At 67.1% G+C, this 12,242-nt stretch carries 12 protein-coding genes; 7 read left to right on the top strand and 5 right to left on the bottom strand.

Features of this window, described 5'->3' with window-relative positions; all coding sequences use genetic code 11:
- The first annotated feature begins 490 nt into the window (after nucleotides 1–490).
- The 6 genes from ACWDV4_RS22230 to ACWDV4_RS22205 all read left to right on the top strand — a co-directional run bounded on the left by ACWDV4_RS22230 (nucleotide 491) and on the right by ACWDV4_RS22205 (nucleotide 6,520).
- A complete protein-coding gene (locus tag ACWDV4_RS22230) occupies nucleotides 491–3,028 on the top strand; it encodes a putative bifunctional diguanylate cyclase/phosphodiesterase (protein ID WP_449981781.1) in 2,538 nt (845 codons plus the stop codon).
- A complete protein-coding gene (locus ACWDV4_RS22225; RefSeq protein WP_449981779.1) occupies nucleotides 3,025–4,446 on the top strand; it encodes a glycosyltransferase 87 family protein in 1,422 nt (473 codons plus the stop codon). The genes ACWDV4_RS22230 and ACWDV4_RS22225 overlap by 4 nt, the downstream gene beginning before the upstream one ends.
- A gap of 65 nt (nucleotides 4,447–4,511) precedes the next feature.
- A complete protein-coding gene (gene crcB / locus ACWDV4_RS22220) occupies nucleotides 4,512–4,991 on the top strand; it encodes a fluoride efflux transporter CrcB (protein WP_449981778.1) in 480 nt (159 codons plus the stop codon).
- Nucleotides 4,992–5,016: 25 nt separating this feature from the next.
- Nucleotides 5,017–5,385, top strand: a complete 369-nt coding sequence (gene crcB, locus ACWDV4_RS22215; protein WP_449981776.1) for a fluoride efflux transporter CrcB — start codon at nucleotides 5,017–5,019, stop codon at nucleotides 5,383–5,385.
- 81 nt (nucleotides 5,386–5,466) lie between these two features.
- On the top strand, nucleotides 5,467–6,102 hold the full coding sequence (locus tag ACWDV4_RS22210; protein ID WP_449981774.1) for a phosphoribosyltransferase: 636 nt from the start codon (nucleotides 5,467–5,469) through the stop codon (nucleotides 6,100–6,102).
- Between the two features lie 22 nt (nucleotides 6,103–6,124).
- Nucleotides 6,125–6,520: a TFIIB-type zinc ribbon-containing protein gene (locus tag ACWDV4_RS22205; protein ID WP_449981772.1), complete on the top strand. Its 396-nt coding sequence runs from the start codon at nucleotides 6,125–6,127 to the stop codon at nucleotides 6,518–6,520.
- Between the two features lie 373 nt (nucleotides 6,521–6,893).
- On the opposite strand, the gene dnaB is transcribed toward ACWDV4_RS22205, so the two are convergent.
- The 5 genes from dnaB to rpsF form a co-directional block, all read right to left on the bottom strand.
- On the bottom strand, nucleotides 6,894–8,330 hold the full coding sequence (gene dnaB, locus ACWDV4_RS22200) for a replicative DNA helicase (protein WP_449981770.1): 1,437 nt from the start codon (nucleotides 8,328–8,330) through the stop codon (nucleotides 6,894–6,896).
- Nucleotides 8,331–8,910: 580 nt separating this feature from the next.
- On the bottom strand, nucleotides 8,911–9,360 hold the full coding sequence (rplI, locus tag ACWDV4_RS22195; protein ID WP_449981768.1) for a 50S ribosomal protein L9: 450 nt from the start codon (nucleotides 9,358–9,360) through the stop codon (nucleotides 8,911–8,913).
- A 14-nt stretch (nucleotides 9,361–9,374) separates the two neighbouring features.
- A complete protein-coding gene (gene rpsR / locus ACWDV4_RS22190; protein ID WP_091551811.1) occupies nucleotides 9,375–9,614 on the bottom strand; it encodes a 30S ribosomal protein S18 in 240 nt (79 codons plus the stop codon).
- A gap of 41 nt (nucleotides 9,615–9,655) precedes the next feature.
- On the bottom strand, nucleotides 9,656–10,177 hold the full coding sequence (locus tag ACWDV4_RS22185; protein ID WP_449981765.1) for a single-stranded DNA-binding protein: 522 nt from the start codon (nucleotides 10,175–10,177) through the stop codon (nucleotides 9,656–9,658).
- A 114-nt stretch (nucleotides 10,178–10,291) separates the two neighbouring features.
- Nucleotides 10,292–10,585 (bottom strand): 30S ribosomal protein S6, encoded by a 294-nt coding sequence (gene rpsF / locus ACWDV4_RS22180; RefSeq protein WP_184535084.1) that lies wholly within the window; start codon nucleotides 10,583–10,585, stop codon nucleotides 10,292–10,294.
- An 879-nt stretch (nucleotides 10,586–11,464) separates the two neighbouring features.
- Between rpsF and ACWDV4_RS22175 the strand changes: the two genes are divergently transcribed.
- Nucleotides 11,465–12,241: a deoxyribonuclease IV gene (locus tag ACWDV4_RS22175; protein WP_449981763.1), complete on the top strand. Its 777-nt coding sequence runs from the start codon at nucleotides 11,465–11,467 to the stop codon at nucleotides 12,239–12,241.
- Nucleotide 12,242 lies beyond the last annotated feature (1 nt).

The raw sequence follows: 12,242 nt of genomic DNA, 5'->3' as shown, positions 1-12,242 counted from the left end.
ATGCCAGCGTGATCGGGCCAGGATGCCAGCGTGATCAGGCCTGATCAGGCCCAGAATGAGCGGGAACGACGCCGCGACCTGCGACTCAGCTCCTCGGCTGCTATACAAACCCTCCTGGTTGGGCCCACCCTTGGTGGCACCGGTGTGACGAGATACCTACCGGGAATATGAATAAGTACCTCTTTCTCCACCCGACCCACTGCGCTCAGCTTCCATATGCGGACACAACGTAGCAAGACACCGCGAGATTAGCGGAATAAGCATATAGCGACATTTAAGGATGCAAATTTCCGAGCCAGCCGACTAAGGTTCCCTTCATCGCCAACAACGGCCCCGAGATTTAGCTCCGGCCAAGGAAACGACGGAAGGGTGAATACGATGCGCGCACACGAGTGGTACTGAGTAGAGGTGTCATTCACCTGCACCGGGTCGTACGCTACAGAACCACCAAAGCCAGTCGGTTCGGATGCACGGCGACCAGAGGACAGGTGTGACCGAAACCCAGCAACGCGACATTGGGACCGATCGGCGGCTGATGCTGCTTGTCGGTCTCGTCGTCGTTTCTGCGGTAGCAGCAGTGGGCCTGAGCATCCACGTCATCGCGGCCCGCGGCGGACCATCATTTGATGATCTTTATACGGCGGCCAAACTGACTTTTCTGGTGGTGGTCGGTTCCACCGCGAGAGTCGGCATTCGGATCCGCTCGACACGGCACGGCATCTCCTGGACCGAGGTCGCCTACATCATCGGATTGGCGATCGCCCCGACGCCCTGGGTCGTCCTCTGCACCGGGCTCGGCGTGGCCATTTCCCGAGCGATCCTTCGCCCCGCACCGCTCAAGATCGCCTTCGCCATCGCGAAGGACACGCTGGTAGCTGGTGCCGCCGGTCTCGTCCTGATGACGCTCGACTGGGAGTGGTCCACCAACGACCCCATCCCGCACCTGATCGGCCCCATCGCCGTCGCCTACCTCGTCGCGGTGGCACTCGACGAGGTGCTCACCCTGCCGGTCATCGCCCTCGCCACCCGGGTCCGACTCGGCAACCTCTTCCGCACCGACTGGGACCTTCGGGCAGCCAGCGTGGTCGCCCGGTTCCTCATCATCATCTGCACCCTGCTCATTCTGCGGGTCGACACCAATCTCCTGCTGGTCGTGCCGCCCATGGTGTTGAGTCTTCACCTCGCCTACTCCAGTCGAGTCCGCAGTCGTTCCGAACAGGCCGCCTGGCAACGCCTCGCCGCCGCGACCGACGCCCTCAACGACGTGGACCTCGACGCCGTTCTGACCACCGCCATCAGCAACGCGACAGAATTGTTTTCAGTCGACGAGGTAGAGATCGAATTGGGCGTCGGTCAATCCCGGCGAATCGTCCGAGGAAAATCGACCGGAATAACCTTCGACGGACCTCCCAGCGATGCCCCGACCGCTTCCGAAGACTTCATCCCGGTACGTCTCGAAGGCCACGACGGCGGCCCCGACGTCGGCACGTTACGCCTACGATTCCGCGGGCCGGTAAAACTGTCCGAACGCGAGCAGTACACCCTCCAGACGTTCGCCGCCGCACTCTGCACCGCGATCCGCAACGCCTCGGCCTACGCCGAACTGGTCCGGGTAGCCGACGCCAACGCCCACGCCGCGACCCACGACGCACTCACCGGCCTGGGCAACCGGCGGCACCTCGTCGAGTGCGGTACGCGATACCTCAACCTGGACCACGCCGAAGGGGTCACCGCCCTCCTTCTGATCGACCTCAACCACTTCAAGGAGGTGAACGACACCCTCGGCCACTCCGCCGGGGACCGGGTGTTGATCCAGGTCGCTGACCGGCTCCGCGCCACCGCCCAGGCCGATGACCTGGTGGTCCGGCTCGGCGGCGACGAGTTCGCCGTCCTGGTTCGCGGGTTGCCAGCCCCGGCGGTGGCAACGCACCGGGCCGAGGCCATCCTCGCCTCGCTACACGCTCCGATCGACGTCGACGGAATGCGGCTCAGCATCGAGGCCAGCGGCGGACTCGCCGTCGCGCCGAGCAGCGGCGGCATGACCGAGTTGCTGCGGCGTGCCGATGTGGCGATGTACCAGGCCAAACGGGGCGCACAGCGGATCGCCATCTACGTACCGGCGCGGGACACCGCCGACGTCACCCGACTCGCTCTCGGCGGTGACCTGCCCCGGGCCATGGTCGACCACGAATTCACGGTCAACTTCCAACCGATCGTCGACCTCAACACCGGCGAGGTGCTGGCCGCCGAGGCGCTGACCCGCTGGCAACATCCCACCCACGGAATCATCGACCCGATCCAGTTCCTGGAGACGGTGGAACGGTCCGGCCTGCTACCAATGTTCGCCGACGCCGTACTCGACCAGTCCCTGATCGCGATCAAGAGCTGGCAGGAAGCCGGCTTCGACCTGTCGGTGGCGGTCAACGTCTCTCCCCGCAGCCTCCTCGACGACCGTTTCCCCGACTCGGTACTGGCCCAACTCGAAGCCCATGGCCTGGCCCCGGACCATCTCATCCTGGAGCTGACCGAGACCCTGACCATCAGCCAACTGGAAGTGGTTGACCAGGTACTCGGGCAACTCCGCAACGCCGGGATACGCCTCGCGCTCGACGACTTCGGCACCGGCTACTCGTCACTGTCGGTGCTCTCCCGAATCCCCGTACACGAATTGAAGATCGATAAGGCGTTCGTGATGGCAATGGAGACCTCGGCCGAGGCCACCGCGGTGATCCGCTCCACCCTCGATCTTGGTCGCAGCCTGGACCTGGTGGTCGTCGCCGAAGGGGTGGAAAGCGAACCTCAGCGCCGGGCCCTGTGGGACCTCGGCTGCTCCGTCGGACAGGGGCACCTCTTCGCCCGGCCACTGTCCAACAACCAACTGCTGGCCGCCCTGCGTCGAGGTACCGGCGGTCGCCCTGGCGCCCTCGCACCACCACTACACGAGGAGGGCGAGGTGATCCGGCTCCCCTCTGGTCGACGAGCGAGCGGCCGGGGCCGAACCGACCGTCTGCCACACTTGCCTGCGTGAAGACCGCCGAGCCACCATCCCGTACCCGTCGGTTCTGGACTGCGCTGAACCGGGCAGCTGGTGGACTCGCCGGAGACCTCACCCTCTATTCGCTCTCCGCCATCTTCGCCGCGATCACCGCGATGACCTCCACCCTGCTCCCACACCGGGCCTGGGGAGCGGTGGCCACGGCCGGGTACCTCTTCGCCACGGTCGCAGTCCTCGGCCAACTGGTCGCCCGCCGCCGGCTGGTCGCCAGCCGTCGGTCCGGGAATTCACCGCTGACCGGCACCACCGCCCGGGCGGTGCTGACCGCAGTCACCTGGGCGAGCACTGCCCTGCTGCCGATGGTGTGGCAGAGCGTGCAGCGCGCAAGCGGACGGACCGACCGGGCGCAGGAAGAGGTGGTCGTCATCGAGCAGTCCGGCGCCCGGCTGCTCGAACACGGCACCCCGTTCCTCGGGCGGGACGCGATCGCCGCCCTACCGCCGGACGAGCAACTGCTCGGCTACACGCCGTACCAACCTGGAATGGCAATCTTCGGCCTGCCCCGGGCGGTGGCCGGCACCGCCTGGTGGACCGACGCTCGAATCTGGTTCGCCCTGATGACGGCCGCCGCCCTGATCCTCGCCGTGGTGGCGCTGCGGCGGTACGCCGGAACAGCCGTCGCGTCCCGGGACGGTGTGGGCCGGGACGGTGTGGGCCGGGACGCCGTGGGCCGGGACGCCGCAGGTCAGGACGGTGTGGTTCGGGACGCCGCGCTCGTTCGGGCGATCCAACTCGCCACCGTTCTGCCGATCTGTGCCCTCACCCTCGCCACCGGCGGCGACGACATCCCCGTACTCGCCCTGTGTCTGCTCGCACTCGCCCTCTGCGCCGTACGCCGGGAAGGTGCCGCCGGGTTGGCGGTCGGCCTCGCCGCCGCGTTCAAGCTCTTCGCCTGGCCGGTGGTGCTGGTCCTGCTGGTGTTCACCCTGACCCGAGGCTGGCGCACAATGGCCCGGTTCGCGGCCGGGGCGGTCGGCCTGCCGATCCTCGCCCTGATCCCCGCCCAACTGGTCGACTCGGCGGCGCTGGTCGAGAACGTGCTGCGCTTCCCGCTCGGCGACGGCCTGGTCACCAGCCCGGCCCAGTCGCCATTCCCCGGCTACCTGATCGCCTCGGCCCTACCCGGGGGACGGCTGATCGCCGCCGGATTGCTCGTCGCGGCCGGGCTGGTAATCGCCGTCCGGCTCGCCCGCCGCCCGCCCCGCACCGCCGCGACGGTCGCCCTGATCTGCGGGTACGGCCTACTGGCCGCGATCCTGCTGATGCCCTCCACCCGGTTCGGCTACCTGCTGTACCCGATCGCCTTCCTGGCCTGGGCACCCGCCCTCCGGTACGCGGCCCCCAGCCTGGTCACCGAGTCCGCCGACCCGCTCGTCACCGCTAAGTCATGAGCCCGACCACCGCCACGTCATGAGCCCGACCACCGCCACGTCATGAGCCCGACCACCGCCACGTCATGAGCCCGACCAGCCGACTCGCCCGACCCGCCGGTCGTCTGGATCGGGGCGTACTGGTCGCCGTGGCAGCCGGGGGTGCCCTCGGCTCGGCCGCCCGCTACGGACTGGCGGTACTCTGGCCGACCGCTGGAGGCTTTCCGTGGGCCACGCTCACCACCAACCTGGTCGGCTGTGCCCTACTCGGGGCACTGATGCAGGCTGTCGCCCGCCGGGTCACGGCACATCGGCTACTACGGCCATTCCTCGGCACCGGCGTCCTCGGGGGTTTCACGACCTTCTCCACGTACGCCGTGGAGACCCGGCAACTGATCGCCTCGGGGCGGCCGGGACTGGCACTGGCGTACGTGTTGGGCACCCTGGTCGGGGCGCTGCTCGCCGTGCGCCTCGGGATGTGGGTGTTAGGAAGGGCCCCTTCCTATCGCTTTTTGCATAGGAAGGGGCCCTTCCTAACTCGGCGTCGGCCGGGGGACTCGACGTGACCGGGCACGCGATCGGTGGCCGCCGGTGAGCCTGCTGCTGGTACTGGTCGGTGGAGCCCTCGGCGCGACCATCCGGTTCCTGGTCGATCGGTGGGTCACCGCGTGGATCGGTGCGGCCCTGCCCTGGGGGACGCTCGTCGTCAACGTCTCCGGCTCACTACTGCTGGGGCTGCTTGCCGGGGCGGGCAGCGCGCTACCGGGGTGGCTGGGTTACCTACTCGGTACGGGTCTCTGCGGGGCACTGACCACCTACTCGACGTTCAGCCACGAAACCGTACGGCTGGCCGACAGCGGCCCGGGTGGTCGCGTGAGGGCTCTGCTGAACGTCGTCGCCACGCTGACCCTCGGCTTGGGTGCCGCCGTGCTGGGCTGGGCGATCACTCAGCCCGGCTGAATCCGTACCGGTTTTCTGCTTTCGCCGGGTTTCTGCGCCGACTGTCGGGCGGGCCTGGCTGTCGAGGCGTAAACCTTAGGCATGGCCACGATCTACCGGGACCGCGCGGACGCGGGAGCCGCGCTCGCCGAACGGCTCACCGCACTCGTCGGTCGAACCGACGTCATCGTGCTCGCCCTGGTCCGGGGCGGCGTGGAGGTGGCGGCCGTGGTGGCGGAACGGATCGGTGCGCCGCTGGACATCCTGGTCGTCCGCAAACTCGGCGTGCCCTGGGCCCCCGAGGTCGCCTTCGGTGCGATCGGACCGGGCGGTGTGCAGGTGCTCACCGACGGTCCGGCCGGACGACTGGACCAGGAGCAGATCGACATGGTCGTACAGCGGGAGAAAGCTGAACTGGCGCGACGGGAGGAGCTCTATCGGGCCGCGCGGCCACCGCTCAACCTGGACGGTTGCACCGCCGTCATCGTCGACGACGGACTCGCCACCGGGGCTACCGCCCGCGCCGCCGTGGCGGTGGCCCGGCAACTGGGCGCGCAGCGGGTCGTGGTCGCGGTGCCGGTCGGCTCCGAAGAGGCGTACGAGCTGCTGGTCGCAGCGGCCGACGAGGTGGTCTGCCTGCAACGACCGCCGGACTTCGGTGCGGTTGGCTTCTACTACGAAGACTTTCATGAGGTTTCGGATGCGGAAGTGAAGGCGACGCTGGCGGCAGAAGGGTGACGGGAGCCGGTACCTTCGAGGGATGCAACTGACCTGTCCCAAGTGTCATGGCGGCATGCGCCAGTACGAGCGCAGTGGCGTCACCATCGACCAGTGCGGCGAGTGCCGCGGAATCTTCCTCGACCGGGGCGAACTCGAGAAGCTCTTCGAGGCCGAGGCTCAGTGGAACCGGCAGCAGGGCGCCCCACAGGCACCCGGCGTTCCCCCGGCACCCGGTGGCGCGTACGCCCCTCCGCCTCCGCCGGCCCCGGCGCAGCACCAGCCGGGCTACGCCGCCGCTCCTGGGCATGTCCCGCCGCCCCCGCCGCCGGCGCACGGTTACCCGCCGGCACCCGCGTACGGTGGTCAGCACCACGGCTACCACGGGCACTACCGGCACAAGCGGCGCAAGGGCTTCCTCGGCGAACTCTTCGACTGATCTGTTCCGCCCGATCCATGTGATCACCCGATCTGCCTGGTCGGCTAGATCCTCGTGGTCGGTTGGAGCATCGTGATCACCTGGTCCTCGTGATCGGGGCCAGGTCGCGCATGTCGGTGGCGACGTGGCGGCCAGTCCCTGGTCACGGGGACCTTCTGTGTGCTACACCGGCCCCCTGTCCCTATGCCTGCGCAAGCGCCTGCCGGCGGATGATCGACCGATCTGTGTGGATGATCGAGGACGGGGTTCGGCTCGAAATCCAGGACGGCCCACGACGGTTCGAGTCGAGTTCGGGCCTAGTTCGACTCCCAGGCCAAGGCCAAGGCCGGGTACGGGTACGGGTACGGGTACGGGTGCGGGTGGGACGATCGGATCAGACGATCGCCATGTCAACGAAGCGGGACAGGTGCAGCTGCGCAGCCACCGTCACCGTGTCGGTAGGACCGTTTCGATGCTTGGCAACTATGAAGTCGGCCTCGCCGGCCCGCGGAGATTCCTTGTCGTAGTAGTCATCTCGATGCAGAAGAATAACTACGTCAGCATCCTGCTCAATTGATCCAGATTCCCGCAGGTCGGACAATTGAGGTCGCTTGTCGGTACGTTGCTCCGGACCACGGTTCAGCTGACTCACCGCGATGACCGGGCACTCGACTTCCTTGGCCAGCAGCTTCAGGCCACGGGACAGCTCGGCCACCTCCTGCTGACGACTCTCGGTACGCTTCGGCGAGCTCATCAGCTGGAGATAGTCGACGACGATCATCTTCAGGTCGTGCCGCTGCTTGAGCCGGCGGGCCTTGGCCCGGATCTCCATCAGGTTCATGTTCGGGGTGTCGTCGACGAAGAGCGGGGCTTCGCTGATCTCCCCCATGCATCGGGCCAGCTTGGTCCAGTCGTCGTCGGAAAGTTGGCCGCTGCGCAGCACATGCAGCGGCACCCGCGCCTCGGCCGAGAGCAGTCGCATGACGATCTCGACCTTGCTCATTTCCAGGGAGAAGATGGCACTAGCATTATTTGCCCGGATTGCAGCATTTCGAGCGAAATCCATAGAAGCGGTCGATTTACCCAAACCAGGTCGACCCGCGACAATGATCAGCTGGCCGGGGTGCAGTCCGTTGAGCAACCGGTCCAAGTCGCTGAAGCCGGTCGGCACCCCGGTCATCACACCGCCCTGGGCACCCACCGCCTCAATCTCGTCGAGGGTCGGCTGGAGCATGTCGGCGAGCACCGCGAAGTCCTCGCTCACCCGCCGTTCGGTGACCTCGTAGACCGCCTGCTGCGCCAGGTCCACGACGTCGTCCACGTCGCGTCCGCCACCGGCCGCCGAGCCGTAGCCGAGCTGCACGATCCGGGTGCCCGCCTCCACCAGCCGGCGCAGTACCGCACGTTCCCCGACGATGCGGGCGTAGTAGGAGGCGTTGGCCGCCGTTGGCACGCTGGCGATCAGGGTGTGCAGGTAGGGGGCACCGCCGATCCGCCCCAGATCCCCCGAATCGGCAAGTGCGGCGGCGACGGTGATCGCGTCCGCCGGCTCGCCCCGACCGTACAGGTCGAGGATCGCGTCGAAGACGGTCGCGTGGATGGGCCGATAGAAGTCGTTCGACTTCAGGATCTCCACGACGTCTGCGATGGCGTCCTTGGAGAGGAGCATGCCGCCGAGCACACACTGCTCCGCAGCGATGTCCTGCGGTGGCGTCTTGTCGAACTGGGTGTCCCGCTGGGCCGGTGCCCCCTGCTGCGAAGCGTGGGCCGGTCCGCCCTGAGGTGGAGCGGCAGATCGAAAATCTGTCCGTACGTCGTCGCTGATCGACACCGGATCCCCCTCCGCAGCCTCAGCTGTCTCCTGCGATACCACCGGAGTACGACTCGTTCGCTCGACCTGGCCGGACAACTCGACCGGGGGATATCGCTTCCTCCGCGCCGAAGGTCGAGCGGTAACCATACGAAAGAGCAGGTCAGCACCTCAACCGCAGCGGTGGACCAGTCTTGGGACAACCTGTGGACAGTGGCCTGGTTAGTGTGTGGAAACCTGTGGATACCTGTGCACAGCCTGTGGACAACTATTGGGGAAGCCTGGGGAAAAGCACCCTGACCTGCACTTCCTCAACTCACAGGCTGTGGATAAAGAAAACCTTGGGGATAATCTGAGGCTGGCCGAGGAACGTCCGATCATCGTTGACGAATCTGCCGGTACGGCCGATTGCCCTGCGGGCATCCCACCCGTCTCACTGGCCGAGCCACCCGCCACCCGCCACCCGCCACCGAGCAGCCGCTGCCGAGTGACGCGTGGCCGCGTCGGGGTACGACGAACGGGGTGCCACACCCAGTGGTGTGGCACCCCGTTCGTTGGGTCTACCGACGGCCTACGACCGTCAGCGCTCAGCCTTACCCGATTACTTGGCCGCTACCACGTTCAGGTCGAACTTGGCGGTGACCTCCGGGTGGAGCTTGATGCGTACCGGGTAGGTGCCGACCGCCTTCACGGTGTTGGCCAGTTCCAGGCGACGCCGGTCGAGAGCGGGACCACCAGCAGCCTTGACCGCTTCCACGATCTCGGCCGGGGTGACCGAACCGAACAGGCGGCCACCCTCACCGGCCCGAGCCCGCAGGCTGACCTTGAGGCCCTCAAGCTGGCCCTTGACCTCGTTGGCGTGGCCCAGGTCGCGGATCTCGCGCGCCGAACGGGCCCGCTTGATGACCGTGACCTGCTTCTCCGCACCCTTGGTCCAGGCGATGGCGAAGCCCTGCGGGAGCAGGTAGTTACGGCCGTAGCCGTCCTTCACCTCGATGATGTCGCCCGGGGCACCGAGGCCGGACACCTCCTGAGTCAGGATGATCTTCATGTCGGTGCCTCCTCTCAGCGGGCCGTGGTGGTGTACGGCAGGAGCGCCATCTCGCGGGCGTTCTTGACCGCGCGGGCGATCTGACGCTGCTGCTGCGAGGTAACGCCGGTCACCCGCCGAGCGCGGATCTTGCCGCGGTCGGAGATGAACTTGCGCAGCAGCGCGGTGTCCTTGTAGTCGATGTAGGTGATCCCGTCCTTGTCGAGCGGGTTCACCTTCTTCTTCGGCTTGCGCAGTGCCGCAGCCTTTGCCATTGCTCTTGCTCCTGGTTTGCGATCGCGGGCGCTCGGCGCCATCAGAACGGGGGCTCGTCGTCGAAGTTTCCGCCGCCGCCCGAACCGGAACGCGAGGAGGATGATGCCGGGGCCGCCGTGGCCCAGGGGTCGTCGAAGTTGCCTCCGCCGCCCTGGTTACCGCCACCACCACCGGAGGAGCCGAAGCCGCCGCCGGAACGCGACATCTTCTGCACCTTCGCCGTGGCGTACCGCAGCGACGGGCCGATCTCGTCGACCTCGAGCTCGATGACGGTACGCTTCTCGCCCTCGCGGGTCTCGTACGACCGCTGACGCAGCCGGCCCGAGATGATCACGCGGGCGCCCCGCTGCAGCGACTCGGCGACGTGTTCGGCCGCCTGACGCCAGACAGTGCACGAAAGGAACAGCGGTTCGCCGTCCTTCCACTCACCGGATGCCTTGTCCAAGGTCCGGGGCGTCGAGGCGACCCGGAACTTGGCGACTGCGGCGCCGGACGGGGTGAATCGCAACTCGGGGTCATCGGTCAGATTGCCGACGACCGTGATGGTGGTTTCTCCTGCCATGACCAACTCCTCGCGCGCTCATCAGTCTCTGTCGTCAGGCTGCCAGAGCTGTACGACAGAGTTGACGAGGCTGATCCGGGCGTGCCGGGAACGGGGACGTGCCGGGGGATGCGGTTAGCGCATCTCCGGCCGGATGACCTTGGTGCGCAGCACGGACTCGTTGAGCCGCAGCTGACGGTCCAGCTCAGCCACCGCCTCAGGCGTCGCCTGCAGGTCGATGACGGCGTAGATGCCCTCGGCCTTCTTGTTGATCTCGTACGAGAGGCGCCGGCGGCCCCACACGTCGAGCTTCTCCACCGAGCCACCCGAGCTGCGAATCACGTTGTTGAGGTACGTGTCGAGCGACGGGGCGACGGTGCGCTCCTCGAGGCTGGAATCGAGGATGACCATGATCTCGTAATGACGCAAGACTTGCTCACCTCCTATGGGCTAGCGGCCACGGTCCTTCCGTGGCAGGAGGTCGTGCGTCGTGCCCGCGTGGTTGGTGGGCGGATCCCACGGTCACACGGACAACCCGGCAAGGATACCCGGAGCAACCTAACCCGGCTTCGCCGGTCCCGCCTCGCTGAACTGCCCCGGCGCTGGGGCGTTAGGAAGGGCCCCTTCCTATGCAAAAAGCGATAAGAAGGGGCCCTTCCTTACAACAAAGCCGCGGGGCGCCTCGTCCGCATTCTTTGGGTGGGACCTGGGGAGGAACGACCACACCGATGAGGTTGGACGGGAGGCGCCCCGCGGAGCCTATCCTGTTGTCATCTTACGCAACAAGAGTCCGTGTTGTGCCTTAATCAGCAAAAGAGGCTTTCACCCGGATTGCTACGTCAGATCGCCTGCCACTCGGGGTGGTGCCCTTCGCCACGCCGGGCCGCACGGCGAAGGGCACCCGCAGGGCGTGGACAAGGTCAGCACGTCCCGCATCGACAGGTCCGGCGGTACGGGATCCCCCTGCCTTGGTCACCATCGACGTGGCAGTTTTGCCCGCCAGCGTCGCGAAGCCGCCGAAAATATCGACGACAACCACCCGAAGGCGGTGTTGTCGAGGTAGCGACCGCACGGCTTCTCCAAGTGCGACAGGAAGGTCAACCGTCGGGGTTCGGTAGCCGCATGGCCCTGAACCTCCACCTGGCCCAACGAGTCGCGCACGCCCCGGTGACGCGCCCGCCGTTCCCGGGCCCGCTTGCCTCGCCCGCCGTTCCCGGGCCCGCTTGCCTCGCCCGCCGTTCCCGGGCCTGCTTGCCTCGCCCGCCCGCATACCCCAGCTGGTCGGTAGCTCGACGTAGGCTCGCCCTCATGCGTATCGGAGCCCACGTCGACCCGACCGACCCGCTGGACGCAGCAGCCACCCGAAAGGCGGATACAGTCCAGTTCTTCCTGGCCGATCCGCAGGACTGGAAGGCCCCGGAACCGCGTACGGACGCCGACCAACTACGGGCTGCCGACATCGACATCTACATTCACGCCCCGTACGTCGTCAACGTGGCGACGCTGAACAACCGGATCCGAATCCCCAGCCGCAAGCTGCTGCTCAGCCACGCTACGGCCGCCGCGACGGTGGACGCCAAGGGGCTGATCGTCCATGGCGGCCACGTGAGCAAGGGCGACGACATCGCGGTTGGCTTCGACAACTGGCGAAAGACCTTCGCCTACGCCGCCGAGCACGGCGGGTTCGCCACCCCGGTGCTGATCGAGAACACGGCGGGCGGCGACTACGCCTGTGCCCGACGGTTGGACGCGCTGGCCCGGCTCTGGGACGCGGTGGGCGAGTACAACGTCGGCTTCTGCCTCGATACCTGCCACGCCCATGCGGGTGGCGAGGACCTGCTCGACATCGTCGACCGGATCAAGGCGATTACCGGGCGGATCGACCTGATCCACGCGAACGACTCCAAGGACGGTTTCGGCTCTGGGCGGGATCGACACGACAACTTCGGACACGGAATGATCGATCCTGAGCTTTTGATCGCAGTGGTCCGAGCCGCAGACGCACCGGTAATCGTCGAAACGCCGGGCGGTGCCGCCGGGCAGACCGCGGACATCGCATTCCTGCGCGACCGCGTGGGCGGATAGG

It is taken from the genome of Micromonospora sp. NPDC003197 (genome assembly GCF_053590565.1).
Note: the sequence above shows the minus strand (reverse complement) of the source record. Positions and strands in the feature narration are given on the sequence as shown.